The sequence below is a fragment of the Rhizobium sp. 18055 genome (genome assembly GCF_902706285.1).
Taxonomy (GTDB): domain Bacteria; phylum Pseudomonadota; class Alphaproteobacteria; order Rhizobiales; family Rhizobiaceae; genus Rhizobium.
In genome coordinates, this window is sequence record NZ_CACSKD010000015.1 from 42,868 (window position 1) to 62,444 (window position 19,577).

The 19,577-nt window shown below is 59.6% G+C and carries 17 protein-coding genes; 5 read left to right on the forward strand and 12 right to left on the reverse strand.

Features of this window, described 5'->3' with window-relative positions:
- From GVL52_RS30480 to GVL52_RS22140, 10 genes are all read right to left on the reverse strand, one after another.
- On the reverse strand, positions 1-441 hold the full coding sequence (locus GVL52_RS30480) for a hypothetical protein (protein WP_200847879.1): 441 nt from the start codon (positions 439-441) through the stop codon (positions 1-3).
- A complete protein-coding gene (locus GVL52_RS22100; RefSeq protein WP_244618849.1) occupies positions 438-827 on the reverse strand; it encodes a hypothetical protein in 390 nt (129 codons plus the stop codon). Before GVL52_RS22100 ends, GVL52_RS30480 begins: the two co-directional genes overlap by 4 nt.
- On the reverse strand, positions 827-1,708 hold the full coding sequence (locus GVL52_RS22105; RefSeq protein ID WP_160011101.1) for a hypothetical protein: 882 nt from the start codon (positions 1,706-1,708) through the stop codon (positions 827-829). The genes GVL52_RS22100 and GVL52_RS22105 overlap by 1 nt, the downstream gene beginning before the upstream one ends.
- Entirely contained in the window at positions 1,705-2,181 is a 477-nt protein-coding gene (locus GVL52_RS22110) for a hypothetical protein (RefSeq protein ID WP_160011103.1), read from the reverse strand. The genes GVL52_RS22105 and GVL52_RS22110 overlap by 4 nt, the downstream gene beginning before the upstream one ends.
- A gap of 93 nt (positions 2,182-2,274) precedes the next feature.
- The gene (locus GVL52_RS22115; protein ID WP_160011105.1) at positions 2,275-4,014 is read right to left on the reverse strand and encodes a ParB/RepB/Spo0J family partition protein; all 1,740 of its coding nucleotides are present in this window, start codon (positions 4,012-4,014) and stop codon (positions 2,275-2,277) included.
- 297 nt (positions 4,015-4,311) lie between these two features.
- Complete coding sequence (locus tag GVL52_RS22120; RefSeq protein ID WP_160011107.1) at positions 4,312-9,408, reverse strand: DEAD/DEAH box helicase family protein; 5,097 nt, start codon at positions 9,406-9,408, stop codon at positions 4,312-4,314.
- A 110-nt stretch (positions 9,409-9,518) separates the two neighbouring features.
- Positions 9,519-9,920, reverse strand: coding sequence for a DUF3085 domain-containing protein (locus GVL52_RS22125; RefSeq protein WP_160011109.1), 402 nt, complete (start codon positions 9,918-9,920; stop codon positions 9,519-9,521).
- 7 nt (positions 9,921-9,927) lie between these two features.
- Positions 9,928-10,527: a DUF1419 domain-containing protein gene (locus GVL52_RS22130; RefSeq protein ID WP_160011111.1), complete on the reverse strand. Its 600-nt coding sequence runs from the start codon at positions 10,525-10,527 to the stop codon at positions 9,928-9,930.
- A 64-nt stretch (positions 10,528-10,591) separates the two neighbouring features.
- Positions 10,592-11,626: a DUF3991 and toprim domain-containing protein gene (locus GVL52_RS22135; protein ID WP_160011216.1), complete on the reverse strand. Its 1,035-nt coding sequence runs from the start codon at positions 11,624-11,626 to the stop codon at positions 10,592-10,594.
- Between the two features lie 193 nt (positions 11,627-11,819).
- Positions 11,820-12,002: a hypothetical protein gene (locus GVL52_RS22140; RefSeq protein WP_160011113.1), complete on the reverse strand. Its 183-nt coding sequence runs from the start codon at positions 12,000-12,002 to the stop codon at positions 11,820-11,822.
- Positions 12,003-12,861: 859 nt separating this feature from the next.
- Between GVL52_RS22140 and GVL52_RS22145 the strand changes: the two genes are divergently transcribed.
- From GVL52_RS22145 to GVL52_RS22160, 4 genes are all read left to right on the forward strand, one after another.
- Positions 12,862-14,124 (forward strand): GGDEF domain-containing protein, encoded by a 1,263-nt coding sequence (locus GVL52_RS22145; RefSeq protein WP_160011115.1) that lies wholly within the window; start codon positions 12,862-12,864, stop codon positions 14,122-14,124.
- Positions 14,125-14,150: 26 nt separating this feature from the next.
- Positions 14,151-14,372 carry a DUF1275 family protein gene (locus tag GVL52_RS22150; protein WP_200847882.1) on the forward strand — a complete coding sequence of 74 codons (222 nt, stop codon included), beginning with the start codon at positions 14,151-14,153 and terminating at the stop codon, positions 14,370-14,372.
- Positions 14,373-14,406: 34 nt separating this feature from the next.
- A protein-coding gene (locus tag GVL52_RS22155) for an IS3 family transposase (RefSeq protein ID WP_160011117.1) occupies positions 14,407-15,493 on the forward strand; the annotation gives its coding sequence in 2 pieces (ribosomal slippage) (positions 14,407-14,663 and positions 14,662-15,493; 1,089 coding nt in all).
- Positions 15,494-15,537: 44 nt separating this feature from the next.
- The gene (locus GVL52_RS22160) at positions 15,538-16,059 is read left to right on the forward strand and encodes a YoaK family protein (RefSeq protein WP_160011119.1); all 522 of its coding nucleotides are present in this window, start codon (positions 15,538-15,540) and stop codon (positions 16,057-16,059) included.
- A gap of 48 nt (positions 16,060-16,107) precedes the next feature.
- On the opposite strand, the gene GVL52_RS22165 is transcribed toward GVL52_RS22160, so the two are convergent.
- Positions 16,108-16,515 carry a helix-turn-helix domain-containing protein gene (locus GVL52_RS22165; RefSeq protein WP_159952664.1) on the reverse strand — a complete coding sequence of 136 codons (408 nt, stop codon included), beginning with the start codon at positions 16,513-16,515 and terminating at the stop codon, positions 16,108-16,110.
- Between the two features lie 106 nt (positions 16,516-16,621).
- Between GVL52_RS22165 and GVL52_RS22170 the strand changes: the two genes are divergently transcribed.
- Positions 16,622-16,825: a helix-turn-helix domain-containing protein gene (locus tag GVL52_RS22170; protein WP_159952665.1), complete on the forward strand. Its 204-nt coding sequence runs from the start codon at positions 16,622-16,624 to the stop codon at positions 16,823-16,825.
- Positions 16,826-17,028: 203 nt separating this feature from the next.
- Here GVL52_RS22170 and GVL52_RS22175 read toward each other — a convergent pair whose 3' ends face one another.
- Positions 17,029-19,455 carry a bifunctional diguanylate cyclase/phosphodiesterase gene (locus GVL52_RS22175; RefSeq protein WP_160011121.1) on the reverse strand — a complete coding sequence of 809 codons (2,427 nt, stop codon included), beginning with the start codon at positions 19,453-19,455 and terminating at the stop codon, positions 17,029-17,031.
- Positions 19,456-19,577: the final 122 nt, after the last annotated feature.

Genomic DNA, 19,577 nt, shown 5'->3' on the forward strand with positions numbered 1-19,577 from the left:
TTAGAGGTCCGGCGCCTCTAGATCGGGATCGACCAGGTCACCGGGCTTTGGCAATCGGTAGGCGACAAGCCATGACGGCCCATGCGAATTGCGCAGACCGCGCAGGATCCCACCGTCGTCATAGGGCGCGGCGCCCATCCACACAATGTTGAGGATGCTTTTCCACCGGCGGCCGTGCTTGGCCGCATAGGCTTGCAGCGCCCGGTGCTGCTCGACGGTCAGGGGCGGCAGTCGTTCGCGTTTTGACTGCGCGGCACCGGGTGTCGAGTCTGTGTCCCCGGTGGCGTTTTCCTTCTCGGCAACAAGCCGCAGCAGCTCCGCGACACCGGCCCTCAGCCGATGCTCGCCCTTCAAATGACGGAACCGCGTCCAGAATGCGGTTCGCTCTTCGGTCGATGTGGCGATACCTGCCTTGCGTTCGAGGTCTCCGATCGTTGTCATCGCCGCAGATCCTCCGTGATCAGCGGCTGGGGAAGGGACAAGTATGCGTCGGGATCGGAGTTCGATCCCGGAATCCGTATCTCCAGGCGCGCCCGAACTGCGGCGATGGCGGCATCCTGTCGCGCGAGCTTGCGGGAGAGCGCATCGATCTCGGGCTGGCGCTCGGCCGTGAGTGCCGAAAGGTTGGCGCGGTAGCGTTCGAGGAACGCACCGGGATCGGCAGCCTTGCCCCGTCGATACCCCTGCTGGCGTCGGCCGAGTCGCGGGATCAGCGCGGTCATGCGGCGGGTGATCTGCCGATCGATCAGGTCAATCTGATGCTGGGTCTGCCGGCGCGCCTCTTCCATGTGCGACAACAATGCGCTGTGATTTGCCTGGATTGCCATCACGCAGCCCTCCCGCGCCAACTGGCAAAGCTCGACGGGCCGTCATGGGCGGAATGGCGCGCCTCATCGATGACGAAACCGAACCGGCCGACCTTGTAGCCGTCGCTCGGGACGAGGTAACGACGCTCTTCCGCCCCGCCATCACGCGTGCCGCCGATCGTTGCGATCACCTCGGTCATGCCGGGGTGATAATCGGAACGCAGCGCCGAAATGACGATCCAGTCGCCGGCATGCACCGCGTGAAACGCCCGGCGGTCCTTTTCGATGGACTGACCGGGAGCAAGTTCCCGGCCGTGAACCGCCTCCCAGGCATCGGGCCAGGAATCGCGGATCGTCCGGTCAGCGGTCCTGTGCTCGTAGCCGGTGAACAGCGTCGGGAAGGTGAGCGCGACGATCGCCCATGCGGCATCCTCTTCGTACCAACCGCCATCGGCGCGGAGCAGCTGATGAACTTTTGCGTTCCGTTCAACCGACAGCTTGAAGCCGCCGTGCCCGGCCGTGGTGTGGGAAACCACGCCGTCGGCATAGATCGTGGCGCCCTGCGACGGTCCCCACGGGGTGCTGCAATGCATGCGAACACTGTGGCGCCCGAGCGCGCGGAGTTCACGGCTGTGTTCCGCCTGTTCGAGCATCCGCGCGCGAAAGGCATCTTCATCCGCCACAGCGCCATGGTGCGAATAGAAGTCCTCGCGCTTGAGACCGATGAGTGGCCGCGAGACGCGCCAGGCGCTGGCGAGGAAATACTCGTTGTGGCGACCAGGCACCATGGCGAAGACGAGATCGCCGACGCGGGCGACAGGCAATCCGTCGGCACTGCGACCAAATTCCACCTCCGATTCGGAGGTGGAAACGTCGGAGGGGGAGAGAACCGGGGTGCTCATGGCGCGGCCCTCCCTTCGACATGGTCCGCCGCGACTTCGTCAGCGGTTACCTCGTCAAGCACGGCATGGGGATAACCATGCCGGGTCAGCCATGCCTCGGCCGCCTGTCGATCAGCAGCGAGATGCACGAGTTCGGCGTGCTCGCCGGCGCGATCGAAGATCCGGACGGAACCGGGTTTCGGGCGCTCAATCACCGTGAACGTCAGGTCGCTGTCGATCGAGAACGTCCGATGGACACGGATCGTGATCACGCCATTGGCGCCGAAATCGCCTTCATGCAGAGTGAAGTAAGCGGGCGCGTCGTAGCTGCCGCGGGTTCTAGCATCCTCTTTGCGGATCAGCCGGCCCTGGCTGTTGCGGGTCTTCCATGACGCGAGCTTCTTGCGAAAACGCTCTGGCGGACGTGGCGTGGCATCCGACCATGCCACCGTGGCACCGATCGGGACGAGGTCGAAGATCAGAGATGCGGACATTGCATGTCCTCCTGGTTTGGGTTGCTGGAAACAGGACCGCCGCCGGGTGGTGGCCCGGCGGCGGTCGTTCGATCGGAAGAAAAGGGAAGGCGGCTATTCCGCCGCGATCCCGAATGCCGTGTCCTCACCTTCGGAATTCTCGGTCGCTTCGGCGTCAGCGAGCTCCGTTGGATCAGCTGCGCCGCTGTCCTCGGTCGGGCCCAGGTAATGCGGATCGGCTTCGACGCTCTCCGCCGCGTCGGCATCGTCGCCCTCGATAACTTCGCCGCGCTTGATCCAATCGGCGAGTTCCGTGTCGACCGGTGCAAACAGGGCGGACGGATGCACAAAGCGTTCTTGCCTGAACTGCTCGACCAGCGCTGCGCGGGTTTCCCGGACCTTCGGGCGCGGAACAATCGACGTGCCCTCGCACGAAGCCTCCAGCGCCGTGCGCGACAGGCACGCGAGGAAGTCTTCCGTTCCCATATTCGGCAGGAACGTGTCCGCCCCGATGGCGCTGCCGGCGATGCGGGAGACAATACCGCTGTTGGACATGTTGCGCCTGCACGAGAACACCTCGATCAGGACCGAGCGCGCGGCCACCCGCAGGCTGTCCATGTCGGCCGCAAGCCGGCCGTCCTGATCGAAGAGATGGACGGCGTGCCGCGTCAGCCGTTTGCTGCCCAGGATAGAGCCGGCCGTTCCGGAATCGACGCGCACATTGAGGCCGGCAAAGCCGATCACAAGCAACGCCATCAGCATGTCGTCCTCGATCGGCGCGCGGCCGAGCGCTTCGTGAAGCGCGTCGGTGCGGAAATCACCGATCATGTCCTGGCCCTTCTGGGTGACGTCGGCGCGCGGCTTGGCGATAATGCCGTCATCGCTTCCGTTGTCGACGTCGTCTGCCGCGCTACTCTTCGTTTTCTTGGCCTCCGGCAAGCGGAAATGGGCGGTCTGCACCTTGCCCTCGCGGTCGAGATAGAGCGCCGTGCTATCGCCCTTGCCCGGCTTGCCGTAAACGCGTTCGGCCTTTTTCGGCAATTCCGGCTGTCCCCAGTTGTTGACCTCGACGATCGCGCCCTTCTTGGGAAGATTGCTCGTCATCCACTCCTGCTGGGCGCCGAGATAGGCCTCGACATTGGTGGTGTAGCGCGAGTCCTCGTCGGCCGGGGCGAAGAGATCCTCCACCCATTCGATGCCATAGGCCTGCGCCAGGTCGTCGCCGAAGCTCGCGTCCTTGGCATACATCCGCTTCTTGGTCAGCGCGTTGGCGACCGACCACCACGAGGCGGTATCGCCCTTCTTCGGCTTGTGCGCCTTCCAGACTTCCTTCTGCTCGTCGAGCGAGGCTGCCGCGATGGTCCTGAGCTGCGGCTCGGAGGGCATGTCGCCCTTGGCCATGTGGTCAAGCATCGCCGGCAGCACGTTGGCGAGCAATCGGAGCTTGCGGATCTGGCGCACAGGCAGCGTCAGTGCCACCGCGATCGCTTCCTCGGTCCAGCCGAGGGCGACCAGACGCTCGATGCCGCGCCATTGGTCGATCGGGTTGAGCGGCTCACGGGCGATGTTTTCGACCATCGAGCGCATGGCGCCATTGTCATCGGCTGCGTCGACCACGAGAACGTCGATTTCCTCGAGCCCGGCGGCGACTGCCAAACGCCTGCGGCGATGACCGGCCTCGATGATGTAGCCGTTGCCGCCATCCGGCTCGGCGAAGACGACCGGCGGCTGGATGATACCGACGGCTTTGATGGTTGCCAGAAGCAGGGCGTCACCCTGCGGTGAGGATTTGGTCTGGCGCGTATTGTCGGGATTGTCCTTCAGCGCGCGCGGGTCGATTTTCATGTGTCGCATGGAATGAACCTTTCCAGGTTATGGACACGGCCCTTCGCCGGTCCTTCTCGTGTCTTCACTTTTCCCGAAGACACTTCCCGGACCGCAGGGCGGGCAGCCCGGCGCAATCGCGGCCGAGCATCCCTGCTGCGAAGGACAAGCGGGGCTGACAGCCCTGCGAAGGACGAGTGGCCGGGATCGCGCAGGCGGCGATTGAGCGATAGCGGCGACGGGAGGACCGGTCTGCGACCGGTTTCCTCCTTCTTTTCATTTCCCTTTTTTCTCTTAGAATCGGACAGCCGATCCGGACCATATTTGTCAGACTGCCTTACTCTCTCGGACCTCTTCGGCCAAGGCGACCTCAACGTCCTTAAGCTTCCCACGCTTTTCAGCCAATTCCTCAGCGAATGCGAAGACGGTTCCCTCACGCGAGCGGTAGGAGGCGAGCCGCCGGCGCGCTTCCTCGAGGCGATGATGATATCGCTCGCTCTCTTCCTCGAACCCGTCGAGGGCGTGCTCGAGCCGGGAGATTGCGCCAAGGGGCGTGACCGTGACGTCGAGATCGATTTCATAGTCCGCGCCGGTTCGCTGAAGGATCGTCTGGTAGCGGTAGCCGTCGCCCTTGCCGAACCTCTCACCGTCGTAGACAAGATCGAATCCGCCGATTGAAGCAAGAACCACCTCGCCCTCTTGCTGAAACTGCACAAGCGTCAGGATCTCCTTCATCAGCGTGCGGCCGGCATCCTTGCGCTCCTCATAGGTCTGATCAGTGACGGTCATAACGAATGCGTCGCCGGAGGTCGGCACAAGACGTTCTATGTCCTTGCCGATTTCGCCGATGCGGCGCGTCGATATCTCGATATCGCGCTCGGCATCGCGGCTTTGCCGCCGGACGGCATACTGATCGTCCTCGTGCGCCGCACGCAGCCGTTCGAGGCGAGCGATATCGGCTTCGAGGCCAGCCTTAAGCATCAGACGCTCATCGCCCGATGCGATCGCTTTCGCCATGGCGAACTGGTTGGCGGCACCCTCTCCGAGATCCTCCAACCTGCGGATGGAGGTATCGCCAGACAGTGCCGCGGCGATAAAGCGGGCCTTGCGCTCGTTGTTCTGCCACATCGAAGCGTCGAGCGAGCCCTGCGTGGCATAGGCGAAGATATCGACCTCATCGTGCTGATTGCCTTGGCGAACGATGCGACCCTCGCGCTGCTCGATCTGAGAGGGAAGCCAGGGAACGTCGAGGTGATGAAGGGCTTTGAGCCTGAGCTGCGCATTGACGCCAGTGCCCATGGACTCTGAGGAGCCGATCAGGAAGCGGACCTTGCCGGCGCGTACGTCGCCGAACAGGCGCTGCTTGGCTTCGGTCTTCTTGAAATCCTGCATGTAAGCGATTTCCGACGCCGGCACGCCCAGCCTGATCAATTCATCGCGGATCCAGCGATAGGCCGAAAAACCGCGCGTTTTCTCGACACTGATCGTTCCGAGATCGGAAAAAATCATCTGCGCAGCACCCGGTAGCTCGAACGGCTTGCCGTCGGGCCGGGTGTAACGGCGCTCGCCGGTCTCGTTCCAAATGCGGAAGGCATTGTTCACAAGGATATTCAGCTTGTTGTCTGGCTCGTTGTCATTGTCCGGGTCCACGAGCCGAAGATCGATCGCCGCATGGCGACCGTCGGTAATGACGGAGAGCAGGATATCGTCACCGGGCCTTGCCGGCCCCTCTCGCTTCTCGATTGCCTTGATGCGGGCGTCGAGAATCGTCTGGTAGTTCTTGAAGGCTTGTGTCGGCCTGGCCGTCAGGATCTGACGCCGGCCGGTCGAAATATCCGGCACCTTGACGTATTGCCGCAGATCTTCCGGGATGACGACATCGGCGAACGAGCGGAACATGGCGATCAACTCCGGAACGTTGACGAAGCTCGCGAACCGGCTGACCGGCTTGTATTTGCCGGACGGCTGGATTTCCAGTTCGGTTGTCGTATCACCGAAGGTCGAGGCCCAGGCGTCGAATTCGTGAAGCCCGCGCTCGTGCAGCGCCTGGTGGCCGAGCAGCCGCTGGATCGAAAACATCTCGCCAAGCGTGTTGGTGATCGGCGTGCCGGAGGCGAGCAGCAGAGCGCGACCCGGGTTCTTTGTTTCGAGGAACCGCGACTTCACATAGAGATCCCAAGCGCGCTGCGAGCCATTCGGATCGATGCCCTTCAGCGTCGACATGTTGGTGGCGAAGGAGAGCTTGCGGAATTCCTGCGCTTCATCGACGATGATCTGGTCTACGCCGATTTCCGAGATGGTGAGCAGATCATCCTTGCGCGTCGTAAGCGACTGGAGCCGCTCCTTCAGGCCTTCCTTCAGCCGTTCGAGCCGCTTGCGGGACACGCGATCCTCGCTGTCGACCTTGGTCAGAAGTTCCTCGTAGAGCTGCAGTTCGTCCTGGATCATCTGTTGCTCGAACACCGACGGCACCGCGATGAACCGGAATGCCGAGTGGGTGATGATGATCGCGTCCCACATCGCGGTCGCCGCCCGCGACAGGAAACGGGCTCGTTTGTCTTTGGTGAAGTTGGTCTCGTCGGCCACGAGGATGCGGGCATTCGGGTAAAGCGCCAAGAACTCACGGGCGGCCTGTGCCAGGCAATGGCCGGGGACGACGAGCATGGCCTTGGCGATCAGGCCGAGACGGCGCTGTTCCATGATGGCGGCAGCCATGGTCATCGTCTTGCCGGCGCCGACGGCATGCGCAAGATAGGTCGAGCCGGAAGAGATAATCCGCCAAATGCCGCGTTTCTGGTGTCCATACAAAGTAAAGGCGCCAGAGGCGCCGGGAAGCTTGAGATGGGTGCCGTCGAACTCTCGAGGCGCGATATTGTTGAAGCGGTTGTTATAGACCCGCGCCAGCCGGTCGGTGCGATCCGGGTCGGTCCATACCCAGTTCTGGAAAGCTTGCTTGATCTTCTGCAGCTTGTCACGCGCCGCTTCTGTATCGACGACGTTGAGCACCCGGCGCTCTCCGTCGACATCCCTGAACACGTCGAAGATCTGCGGCACGCGGCTGTTGAGCGCATCGGCCAGCAGTTCGCCGGCATGCCGCCGGCTGGTGCCCCACTCCGAGGTGCCAATTGCGCTGTACCCAAGTTGTCGTGCTTCGACCGTCCAGGATCCGAGCTCCGGCATGTGGTGAATGCGGATATCAACACTCATCGTCTCGTGCACGAAGGCGACGACATCGGCGGCCGGGATCCAGGGTGCGCCGAGACGGGCGGTAATATCGGAGGGGCGAAGATCGGCGGGTTGGACCGCCTGCAGCGCGCAGACATTGCGCTCGAAAACCGGATCGAGAGCGGCCGCGGCTTCAGCTGCTTTTAGCTTGGTGCGAACCGCGCCGGAGAGGTAGGCATCCGAAGTCTGCCAAGAGCCGTCTTCTGGAGCACGGAAGATGGCATCGTCGAGCTCGTCGATGACGGCATCGGGGTCACGATGCAGGAGCTCGGCGACATGGTCGACGTCGACGCGGCCGCGTTCATTGAGGACGACGGCCAGCGCATCGGTCGCGGAGGTGATCACCGGCGGGGCAGGGGGCGAGATGACCCGCTCGGAAAAGATCGGACCGGGTTTTGCCGTGTCGGTCTCGAGATCATAGTCCTCGATCGAGGCCACCAGCCAGCAATTCGGGTCGTCCAGGAACGGCTGCAGGTTTGGGCGACGGTGTATTTCTCGGATCTCGCCGCTTTCCTCATCCTCGCTGATCGATACCGTCGTGTGATTGATCGGCCCGAAATCGCGCACGAAGCTCGACCAGGCGATGCGAAGCCGGACTTGGAGATCGCGCCAGTGGCGATCCTGCTCCTGCGCTTTCAGGACGTCGCGCACCGCGTCACGGATCGGAATGAGCTTGCTGACGATGCGCACGTGCTTTTCGGTGAGCCCGTCACCGCCGCGTCCCTTGCGAACCTTGATCGCGACCGGAACGCCATCGATCATCTGCATCAGGCCCTGCCGGATATCGATGAAGAAACTGCCCTCGCGGATCCTCGCATTGTCGGGCCTGAGATCGACGATATCGCCGAGCTCCGCTTCCAGATCGATGTCGATCGGCGTCGGCTCGCCATCGTAGCGGCCATCGGGCAGCATCCCGATCGCGGCTGCCAGCACCGCGTCCAGGTCGTCGCCGGCCCGCGGTTGGCACGTGTAGGTCTCCCCGAAAGGACCGGAGGTGAGGGCGTGGGTGCCGAGCACGAAAGCGGGGCGCCGGGCGAACCAGCGGTTCACCAGGATGGCGCCGTCGTCGGCTGTCACGGGACGAACTTCTTCGACATCGAGCCACGACAGGTCGCCTTCGGGATCGCCAGCCTTGCGCTTGCGGAAAAACAGGAGATCGACGACGACATCCGTGCCGGCGTCACGGCGGAAGCTGCCTTCTGGCAGGCGGATCGCCGCAATCAAGTCCGCCGATTTGGCGATATGCTCGCGCGCGGTACTGTCCATCTTGTCCATCGTACCGGTGCTGGTGACGAACGCGGCAAGGGCGCCTGGCTTCAGGAGATCGATCGAGCGGGCGATAAAATAGTCGTGCAGGCGCAGCCAGAGGGTACGGTAGGCCCGGTCCGAACGCACGCTGCGATCATAAAAAGGTGGGTTGCCGATTGCGAGATCGTAGATCGGCGCCAGATCGGTTCGCGCGAAATCTCCCGCAATGATCCGCGCCTTCGGCTGCAACAGCCTGGCAATCCGAGCCGTCACCGGATCGAGCTCGACACCGGTGACGAAACTCTTGTCGCGCAGCGCCTGCGGCATCAGCGCCGGGAACAGGCCGGTGCCAATGCCCGGTTCGAGAACCCGACCGCCACGCCATCCGAGCCGCTGTAACCCGGCCCATATTGCCTGGACGATGAATTCGGGGGTGAAATGTGCATACTGGGTGCAACGCGCCAGAGATGCGTAATCAGCTTCGCTGACGGCGCTTTCCAGCGACGCGCCGAGCTCGTCCCAGCCTTTTCGGAAATCGATCTCGCCGGGCCGCCGGAACATGCCGTTGGCCAGTTCCGAAGCCCCGAAGCCGGTAAACCGGATCAGCCTCGCCTGCTCTTCGCGGGTGGCGGGCCGGTCCTGCTTCTCGATCTGGTGGGCGGCGAGGATCGCCGCGATGTTCATCCGCGCCCGTTCCTTCCAGCTCGCCGCCAGGCCGCGATCGCTGTCGTCCAGGTAGAAGTTCTGATGCTGTCCCTGCTTGCGTGGCGCCGGTGGAGGTGTGGACCTGTCGGCTGGCAATGCCGGGGCAGGGGCGGGCGGTGTCGGTTCCGGATCGTCGTCATTGGCGGCGACGGGATCGAACCCGCCAAAGGCGGTAACACCGAGGCCGAGGCCGGATGACAGCGAACTGCTGCCGAACATATCGAGCGTGAAGGGATCGTTGCTCATCGAAAAACTCCTTTTGGGGCAAGTGTCCTCGTTCTGCCGAAGCGCAGTCGATGGGACGGTGTTGGATGAGGGGAGATGCGCCTGAGGCCGTTGATCGGACCGGTTGTGTCCTAGGGTCTCTCGACCATGAAAATCTGCATGGTGTCAGGGGTGAAAGCGATGCACAGATGAGTGGCATCAGGACTCGCCGCCATCATGGCTTCGATCTGTTCGGCGTCGAGGAAATCGATACCATCGTCGCCGCCATAGGTGCTGCGCTTCACCGTAAACCAGTCGTCGTTGCTGCGCGGATTGCATTCATCGGCATAAAGAACCATGGGGCGAGCACCCTCTGGCAACTTGCCGTTCGACATCAGATAGATCCCATGATCACCAACGAGCCATATACCTGGCGTCTCGTCCTTGCCGGGCTGAAGCCCGTAATGGGGATTGCGAAAGCCGCCATTGGCCTGCGCGTCGGTAAGGCCGCGGGCGATAACCTCGCGCACGGATGCGATCGGAAAGGAAAGCATGATCACCTCACGCGGCGATGGGAAGATGACGCAGCTGCACCGGCAGCTTGGCGGCAATTTCATTATCGGTGAGATCGTCCAGCAGCGTCTGCTGGACCGCCCCGGCTGCGCCGTAGATCGTTATCAGCCGTCTGCCGGGAAGATATTGCGGGCAGTTCTCGTCGGAATAATCACGATACTGATCCACGGTGGTGCTCCAGATATGCTCGAGCCACTCCTGGCGCGTCATTGCCCTGATCGGCCGGCTTTCCCGTTCGGTGATCGCCACGCGCATGCGCTCGACCGAACCCTGGTCGGACAGATCGCAATAACTATGAAAATGGCGGATCGAACCGTCGATGCGCAGTGCGAAGAAGACGCTCGTCACCGAGCCCGTCAGAAAATCGCGCATTGCGAACACCGATCCGCGGATCCAGAGCGGTGGCAGGATCTCGAACATGTAGTCATGCTCGGCCTCGCCGATCTCGAACCATTCCCCGGTGTAGAGCGACATGGCGTCATCGTCCCAGCGGTTGGGTCGCTGGTGATGCCGGTCGAACATGCGAAACATCTGTTGGCGGCTGGCGACGCCCTGGTAGACCTTGGCGGTTGGAGAAGAAGTATTCATTGACGGCTCCTTCGGAGTTGTTCCGAACCGAAGCGCGACACGTCATCCCGACTTGCCATCCTCTTCAGTCCTTCGTTACCCCTCCCGCGCCGCCGGCATCGCAAGCGGCCGGGTCAAGGGCCGGCAGAGCCGGGCGCAGCCTCCCTTGACGCGGGCGCTGCGGATGCGGCACGTCTGCAACTCCCTTCGTCCCGCTTCTTCTTTCCTCCTCCTTCTGTTTCAGCGCCTCGTTCCAGTCTTCCGCCGGCGGCCGCAGGCGCTGCCATCCACATCCGGCGTCTTCGGCGAGAGCACGCAGCCGTTGCGCGAATGCTTCGCCCTGAGAATTGGCATCTGTCGCCGCAACCAGCATAGCGGCAGACCGCTCACCGAGAATTCTCAGGGCGGATTCAGTGGCGGGCGACCAACCGCCACCGGTGCTGAGATAAAGAGTGCCTTCCCGCATTCCCTCGATCGCGGCCAGGCTCATGGCGTCGATCGCGGCCTCTGTCACGCACATGCGCTGCCCGTTCGGCGGGCCGAGGCTAAACAGGGTTTTGGTGCCGCCCGTCGCAAAGCCGCGCCACTCGGGGCCGCGGGCCTCCCAACCCAGGATTTGTCCGGAAAGATCCCTATGTGCCGCCCACATGCTGCCACGCGGTCCTTCACGCAGGCTGTCTTGAGAGACGGCGGCGCGAAGCACGATCGCTGGAAGATTTCGCTCGCCACTGAGATATTTCCAGCCCGCCGAGCCGGGCCACGGTCGGCGCCGCTGGAGCCATCGTTCGGTAAGACTGATGTCGCGAGACAGCTCGCGGGACGGCTGGCGCCATACCGTCGCGGACGGCTCGAAGCCGACGAGTGCGGCGACACGTTGGATCCCTTCGGGAAATCCGACATGATCGAGATAGACGACAAGAGAGAAGACATCGCCCTTGTCGTCTCCGAGAGGGTCGAACCAACCACGTCCCTCATGTGTGACGATCACGATCTCGCCTGTGCGGCGATATTTGACGGCCCGCTTTGTGCTTTCCTTGAGATCGATGGCGAAGCCGGCGGTTTCTAGAACCGCGCTGCAACTCACCGCCTGCCTCAAAATTTCGATATCTTCTCTCTTCATCTTCCTTTCGATCGCCGAGCGAACGCCTTCTTTGTCTTTCCGTCCCGCGAAATTTAGCGTGACCACACCGGCCTGCTGCGAAGAGCAAAGGCCGCAAGGGCGCAGCTGACAATGGCGCCGACGGCCTCAGCTGCGGCGCAGCCTCCCTTGCGGCCGCCAGCTCGCAAGCGGCACGCCGAAGGCGTAGGCCGGCTCAGTGAGCCGGCCCGAAGTCGAAAGGATCGATTTCGTGGATGACATCCACATCGGCGTCGTCAAGTTCGTTGGACGGCAGGACGCCGAATTCCCCGCCCGATCGGAAAAGCGTGACTGGAACCATAAGGGTGCGGGCCAGTGCGAAAGCGTGAGACTGTGCGAGGGCAAGATCCTGTGCCATATGAGAAACCTCCGTCCGGAGCGGGCCGATCCCGCTCGATGGCTCCTCAGAGGACCAGGACAGGGCGCGATCACCGCGCGGGCGAAGACAAGCGGCGGCAGCTTGCTAGCCGACCCCGATAGTGGGTTGATCGACGGAGATCCGGGCATGGTCCAGGAAGCCATTAATAGAGAGCGGGATTGGCTTGCTTCGACTGCATTGAGGTGTCCGGCACAGATCATCCACGGAAACTGCCCAGCATTTTTTGCCAATCATCTGTTTCTTCAGTCTAGAGATGAGCGGGAGTGGTCCTTCCTGACCAGACAGCAACCTTTGAGGACATCGAAGTCCACCGCGGCACGCAGTTTATAGGCGCGATTTCATTGGCGACCAAGTCGCTGGCTAGATATCGACACTAAGTCCGGGTAAGAAGTTGTATGTATATAATATATAAATATCAGTCACTTAGCAAAAATCGCGTAAGGAATATTATGGAACTTCCGCGTGTCCTATTCCGGTTTCCAACTTCGGTTTTCCCTGTCGTTGCTGCCCTGATGCACGATGGGCGAAACGATACTCCGCAACTGCTTGCAATGGAGGCAGAACCGTCAGCACGTTCCTTCGGCGAGCCGTTTGTATCGAACAGCAGAGAATTACGGCTGCATATCTGCCCTGGAGGCTGCAACAGAGGCCGATCCCCCTACCTTGTTCAGGGATCGTCCCGGTTGTAGCGGTTTTTCTCCACCTGACGCGTCAATACTACGGCAAGTGCGCCCGCAACCTGGACAATAGTTTTTGAAGGGTAAACGTTTCCCATGAATTTTTCAGTAATGTTTTCATACTACATTTGCCCAAACGCAATTGGGTAACGGCGGCGTAGATGATAACCTCTGGTTCTGAAGATCACTACAAGCGTGAATTGCGTCGTCCTTTTTGGAAATTACGTTTCACTCCCCCTCTTGAGGCGGAGTTTATCGCTGCCGCGGCAGATCGGCGGCTCAAGCACAACATGATATGTGTTGCAGCACTTATTGTGCTCTATGATATTGCCCTCATACCCGACTGGCTTCAGTCGCCTGAGACATTTGCTGCCAATGCCGTCTTGCGACTGACTATCTTCACCCCATTTTGCTTGGTATGTCTCGCCATTCTTAAACGAGGCGCACCACCGCTATTACAGGAGATCTTGTTAGGTCTCATTCTTGTGATGACGGTGCTTTTCGAAACGAGTCGCCTCGTCCAATCAGACTTTGATGCTGATGCCGCCATATACCAGCTGGGAGGCGGGCTTTGCTGCATGATGTTCGCAGCTGTTGTGATGAAGGCCAGATTTTCAACTACGTTGGTCGTTCTTCTGCTGATGTTTGTCTTGAAGGCAAATTTCATCTGGGTTGCGCCAGGCTCTATTGGAGCGGCTGGTCGAGCGATCATGATGCATGCTTTCGCAAGTGCTGTCATGATGCTCTTGCTTGCGGCCTTCCTCCTAGAGCGGGCCGAACGCGTGGGTTTCATCCAAGGGCTCAGAGCGAGCTTGCTGAACAGGGAGCTGGAAAAAGCCGCCAGCACAGATGGACTGACGGGGCTAGGAAACCGCCGATATCTGAGTGAGGTGACCAATAGTCTCTGGACCGATCAAAAGGGGCCAAACCTCGTATCCGTCGTACTGATCGATATCGACCATTTCAAACTTTTCAACGACCATTACGGCCATGTCGGTGGTGACGTCTGCCTGAGACGCGTTTCAGAATGCGTCAAAGCTGCGGCGACGCGACCCGATCAGATGGCCTTTCGTTATGGTGGCGAGGAGCTGCTATTGGTTCTGCCCGATACTGTGGAAGCCGATGCACGGGTATGCGCTGAACGGGTCAGGGAGCTGCTATCTCATGAGGCCATTCCACATCTAGGTCTGAACAACGACGCATTGGTGACAATAAGTATCGGCATTGCGACTGCCGACCGTCGCGCGACGTCGTTGACGGATCTTATCGCCACGGCCGACAACGCGCTCTACAACGCCAAGCGCGCCGGCCGCGACCGCGTCTGGCCGCCGAGGAGGGAGACAGTTGAAAATGGTAGCGAAGCACTACCAGCCAAGCCGCAGATTTCATCAAAACCGCGAACGGTAAAAACGGGAACCCGTTGAAACTGCTTTGGAGCTGTAAGAATGTCATGTTGATCCGACAGGGAGCCGATCGTGATGAATTGGCCGACAGGTTGGCAACCTCGCTCGCAGCCGTCGCAGGGGCTTTGAACGCTGCCGCGTTTTATGCTGTCGGATTTTTCTCGGCCAATATGACAGGCAATGTCTCGTTGCTTTCGGACCACGTCGCGATCGGCGATTGGTTAGGTGCCGTGGTAATCCCCCCTCCGAATAACGGACTTCAAAAGTAGAATTTTCTCGGGCTTTATGATCGAGGAGATTTTGATGAAGACGAGCAGATTCAGTGAACCACAAATCCTTGCCATCCTGCGCCAGGCAGAAGGCGGTGTTCCTGTACCCGAGCTTTGCCGGGAACATGGAATGAGCACGGCGTCCCTTTACAAATGGCGATCCAAATACGGCGGCATGGACGCGTCGATGATCAGCCAGATGAAGGCTCTGGAGGATGAGAACCGTCGGCTGAAGAAGATGTATGCCGAGATGAGCATGCAGGCCGAACTTCTGAAGGAGGCTTTGGGAAAAAATAACACGGCCGTCTCAACGCCGAGAGATGGCCGTGAAAGCAGTGGCATTGCGCGGGGTTGGTGTTGCGCTTGCCTGCCGCACCTTCGCGGTCAGCGAGACCTGCTATCGTTACAGCGCCAAGTTGAACGACGAGAACGAGCAGATCGCCGATCTGCTCATCGGCTTAACGCGGGCAAAGAAGACGTGGGGCTTCGGTCTGTGTTTTCTTTATCTGCGCAATGTCCGGGGACATCGCTGGAACCACAAGCGCGTATACCGCATCTACCGCGAACTGGAGTTGAACCTCAGGATCAAGCCACGCAAGCGTTTGAAGCGGGACAAGCCCGATCCCTTGACTGTGCCGGATGCGCCGAACCTGGTTTGGTCCATGGATTTCATGGCGGATCGTTTGGAGGACGGTAGGCAATTCCGGCTGCTGAATGTCCTGGACGACTTTAACCGCGAGGGGCTGGGCATCGAGGTAGACTTTTCGCTGCCTGCTGAACGCGTCATCCGCAGTCTGAACCAGATCATCGAATGGCGCGGCAAACCGTTCGCCATTCGTGTGGATAATGGGCCTGAGTACGTCAGTGGCAAACTGATGGAATGGGCCGAAACGCAAGGAATTGCCTTGAGCCACATCCAGCCCGGAAAACCGCAACAGAATGCCTATGTCGAGCGCTACAACCGCACCGTCCGACATGAATGGCTCGACCAATACATCATCGAAAGCATCGAGGAGGCACAGGAATTCGCCACGCAGTGGCTATGGACGTACAACAACGAACGGCCCAATATGGGCATCGGCGGCATAACGCCCGCACAGAAACTGAAAATGGCCGCGTGAATTCTACTGCGGAGCCCCGTTAAAAACGGGGGGATTACCCCGTCTTGTATTTCGGTATCGTGCTCGCCTTCATTTTAGGCGCCGCTTCCTGCACGTTGATCCTGAGAGTTTGCCAGCGCCGGACGTTCCAAGGCTCGCACGCCTTTCTCGTACTCCTGGAGGCCATGCTGGTGTTGCCTTTGGCCTGGATAGACATGATGCCGGCAACCCAGACGCGCGTCGCAATTCTGGTCGGAGGCCTTGCATTCATTATGGGACTCCAAAACGCCATCGTGACCCATATATCAGAGGCGCGGGTGCGCACCACGCATGTATCGGGCATGGCGACCGATCTTGGCATGGAAATCGCGGTTGCCTTGGATGGCTTACGGAGAGGTCGACACGATCAAGATAACGGGAAGAACAGCCGCAAAATCCTACTGCACGGCAGTACGATGATCGCCTTTCTTGCAGGCGGTATTTTGGGCGTCGTGGTCTACCGTCACATCGGAGCGTTGCTGTTTGCGGTCGTCTCTATCATTTTGGTCGCGATCGCCACGAACGGATTGAGACGGCTTGCAAGATAACCGGACAACCCTTGCCACAGTTAGCCGTAGCGTACGAGGCGCCTGAGGCTAGGCATCTTCTCCGGCGCGCGCTATCGCCACCACCAGAGACACGATTTTTTGCTTGATCGGACCATCGACGCGTGCAAATGCGGTATTTAGCATCCGCCCCTCGATCGTCGTCAAAAAACCAACGAGCTCATCGCTGCCCGCTGGGACGGACGAAAGCGCATTCGGTTGGTCCGGCTGCACTGGAAAAAAATACGACACTGGAACGCCGAGGATTGTCGCAAGGTTCAACATCCGGCTGGCTCCGACACGATTGGTCCCTTTTTCATATTTCTGTATCTGTTGAAATGTGATGCCGAGACCCTGCCCCAATCTCTCCTGGCTCATTCCGATGGCGCGGCGGCGCAACCTGATCATTTCGCCGACGTGAATGTCGATCGGGCTCGCCCTTTTTACATTTTTGATCAACGTGTCCTCCGTCTCCGCTCATCCGTCTGAATGCAATCATTAATTGCTTCCGGCTTGTAGAGAATACTCCGTGGAAGTATACTCTACAAGCCGCTTTTACTCTTGCATGACGATAAGAGAGACATTTGCTCGAAACCTGAAAACGATGCGAAATGCCAAGGGGCTATCTCAGGAAGAGCTGGCTCATCTGGCGAAGCTCGATCGCACCTACATCAGCTCGCTCGAGCGATGCATCTATAGCCCGACCATCGATGTCGTCGACCAGATCGCCAACGTACTTGGGGCCACCGTTCCGGAAATGCTCACATAAGTCGCAAGGTGTTAAGTGCGGAATGCGTCGCCAACAGCTTTGGATTGTATGTACCGTGAGAACGCGAGAGCATCGAAATTCGGCAGATGATCTCGCCGGCATGGAGATCGTTGAGCGGGCTGGCAGTCGGCTGTAACGAAGGCTTGGCCAGCTGTGAGTTGCTGAGGAGTGCGATTGTTTGCTGCGTCTCCTGGTACAAAGCCTCAAGCGGCCGAACTACGCGATTGCTCCCAAGTCGCATCCGTTGAAGAGGTATCAGACGACTGTTTTACGTCGGCTGCAGCGGGACGCTGAATGAGCATTGTCGCAGCCTCATATGTCAACGGCCTGCTGTAGAGATAACCTTGGCCCAGCCGACAACCCATTTCGAGCAAGGTCTGTTGCTGGGTAAAGCTTTCCACACCCTCCGCCGTCGTTTCGAGCTGAAGTGCGTCGGCCAGCTGGGTGATTGTCCTTAGGATCGACATTGCCGCGACATCTGGCTCATGGTCGATCGGCGTCACGAAAGAGCGATCGATTTTGAGCTTGGTGAAGGGAAATCTGCGCAAATAGGCCAGCGATGAATAGCCGGTACCGAAATCGTCCAAGGCGACCTTGATCTCCCGTTTGCGCAACGCCTGCAACAAGGGCAAGATGGCTGTGTCGTCCTGCATGATCGTCGATTCAGTCAATTCCACTTCCAGTCTGGAAGGTGCAACACCGGTCGCGGCAAGCGTTTCGTCGATCATCGACAAGACATCAGATCGCTCGATCTGAACCCCCGAGAGGTTTACACCGATCATGAGGTGCTGTGGCCAAGTCACGGCGTCTCGACACGCCTGCTCCATGATCCAGGCGCCGAGCGGAACGATCAACCCGCTTTCCTCGGCGAGCGAAATGAATTCGACCGGTCCGACAAGCCCGGCCCCCGGTCGTCTCCATCGCACCAAGGCCTCAAATCCGTTGAGTTTGCCGTCTGTCAGGCGGATTTGCGGTTGGTACATGAGGAAAAAATCGTCGGTCCCGATGCTCATGCGCAAATCGTTCAGCATGTCGTTCTTGTATTTTGCCCGCGCGCCCATCTCGGCCTGATAGCAACGAATCGTGTTGCGTCCGGCTTCCTTGGCCGCATAAAGCGCCATATCGCAGACCTGCATCAATCCCTGATCAGTATCAGCGTCAGTTGGCGAGAACCCGACACCGATACTCGCATAGATTTGCAGCACGTTGCCTTCATATGTCCAAGGTGCCGCCAACGCAGCGCGGCAGCGATCGCCGAACTCTTGTATTGCAACGGCATCCACATGGTCATGGACCAGCCAGGCGAATTCGTCGCCACCCAAACGGGCCAGCAGGCCTTGACCCTGCGTGACAAGGCTCAGACGTTGGGCAACCATCTGAAGCACGGCGTCACCGGCAACATGCCCGAGCGTATCGTTGATGCCCTTGAAATTGTCGAGATCGAATAGAAAGAGCGTGCTCAGAGGCGCGGTCCCGTCATTTCTTGCGAACCTCTTCTTCAGATCAGCCTGGAAACGATATCGGTTGGCAAGGCCTGTAAGCGAGTCGACATTGCCAAGTCGCGTCATCTCGAGGTCATGAGTGCGAGCTTCGGTTATATCTGTGCCGAGACCGCGCCAACTGGCGATAAAGCCATTCTTGTCCAGCAACGGCTTGGCTTTGAGAGACCACCAACGAATCTCCTCGCCATGTTTCGACGATATGACGAAATCTGAAAAAACCTGACCCGCGTTCAGTATCTGATCGAATCGTGACCGCTGATCATAGCATTCCTGTGTGATCAGGCTATTGCCACCGCAAAGCGCTGCCAAGAGCGTTTCGCCCTTGAGCTGTTTGTGCGATTTTCCGACGATTTCCAAAAGCCGGGGAGATACGCGCAATATGCGTCCTTTCGCATCGATCTCGAACAGCCAATCGGAAGAATTTTTTTCAAAATCGTCGAGAAGAAGTCCGAGAATTTGCCGTTGCTTGTCGATCTCTATCTCCGCATGGACACCTGCCGCGAAATGGCGGGCATTGACCAGAATAGCCGTCGTCAGAAAGCCGACGAAGGCCGCAACCAGCGGCAACATCACCCAATATTGTGCGAAATGCTGAGTCGCTAGTGATAAAAGCACCATAGCGCTGAATGGAAAGACCCACAGCATCGCCACGATCGGGATTGCCGAAAACAGCCAGGCGCCGCAAGCGACGGACGCGGCAAAGCATCCCAGTATGATTGCCCGGCCCGCACCATCGACCGTGTCGAAAAGATCCATCGAGAGAAGACCATAGGCAATCGAGCACAGACCGATTTCAATGGCGACGGTCGCGATCATTCGGCTCGAATAGCGCACCGGATATCGCCCTGTTCTGTGCAACATGAATATCGTCAAATTGACGCTGGTCGCACTGACCAGAATGAACAGGCATACCATCACAAGGAGATTGTCGACGATCGGCCAGTTCAGGAACACAACCAGACCCGAGAGCGAGAAGGTCGCCGCCGCTGGCAGAGGGCTGATCTTGATGTAGTTCTCAAGTTGACGTTCACGGCAGATCGCCACAAGCGGCTTTGCCTCCTCCCCTTCTCCAAGACTGGCGCTCAGCTCGGCGGAGGAGAATTTGTTCGCAGGATCTTTGATATGCATTCGAGAATTTCCAAGGGTTCAGGACCGGCGGATGGCCGTTTGAGGGAGCCTGACGACCTTCAGGCGAGGAAATGAAGTCATCAGACTCTATCGTACTGGTTTCCGATATATGCGAAATCTCT

What these genes read in the sequence shown, in the direction of transcription:
- GVL52_RS22115 (WP_160011105.1), bottom strand. Translation starts at nt 4,014, where the DNA reads ATGCGACACATGAAAATCGACCCGCGCGCGCTGAAGGACAATCCCGAC.
- GVL52_RS22170 (WP_159952665.1), top strand. Translation starts at nt 16,622, where the DNA reads ATGACGATAAGAGAGACATTTGCTCGAAACCTGAAAACGATGCGAAAT.
- GVL52_RS22145 (WP_160011115.1), top strand. Translation starts at nt 12,862, where the DNA reads ATGATAACCTCTGGTTCTGAAGATCACTACAAGCGTGAATTGCGTCGT.
- GVL52_RS22140 (WP_160011113.1), bottom strand. Translation starts at nt 12,002, where the DNA reads ATGGCACAGGATCTTGCCCTCGCACAGTCTCACGCTTTCGCACTGGCC.
- GVL52_RS30480 (WP_200847879.1), bottom strand. Translation starts at nt 441, where the DNA reads ATGACAACGATCGGAGACCTCGAACGCAAGGCAGGTATCGCCACATCG.
- GVL52_RS22110 (WP_160011103.1), bottom strand. Translation starts at nt 2,181, where the DNA reads ATGTCCGCATCTCTGATCTTCGACCTCGTCCCGATCGGTGCCACGGTG.
- GVL52_RS22130 (WP_160011111.1), bottom strand. Translation starts at nt 10,527, where the DNA reads ATGAATACTTCTTCTCCAACCGCCAAGGTCTACCAGGGCGTCGCCAGC.
- GVL52_RS22125 (WP_160011109.1), bottom strand. Translation starts at nt 9,920, where the DNA reads ATGCTTTCCTTTCCGATCGCATCCGTGCGCGAGGTTATCGCCCGCGGC.
- GVL52_RS22120 (WP_160011107.1), bottom strand. Translation starts at nt 9,408, where the DNA reads ATGAGCAACGATCCCTTCACGCTCGATATGTTCGGCAGCAGTTCGCTG.
- GVL52_RS22100 (WP_244618849.1), bottom strand. Translation starts at nt 827, where the DNA reads ATGGCAATCCAGGCAAATCACAGCGCATTGTTGTCGCACATGGAAGAG.
- GVL52_RS22150 (WP_200847882.1), top strand. Translation starts at nt 14,151, where the DNA reads ATGTTGATCCGACAGGGAGCCGATCGTGATGAATTGGCCGACAGGTTG.
- GVL52_RS22105 (WP_160011101.1), bottom strand. Translation starts at nt 1,708, where the DNA reads ATGAGCACCCCGGTTCTCTCCCCCTCCGACGTTTCCACCTCCGAATCG.
- GVL52_RS22175 (WP_160011121.1), bottom strand. Translation starts at nt 19,455, where the DNA reads ATGCATATCAAAGATCCTGCGAACAAATTCTCCTCCGCCGAGCTGAGC.
- GVL52_RS22135 (WP_160011216.1), bottom strand. Translation starts at nt 11,626, where the DNA reads ATGAAGAGAGAAGATATCGAAATTTTGAGGCAGGCGGTGAGTTGCAGC.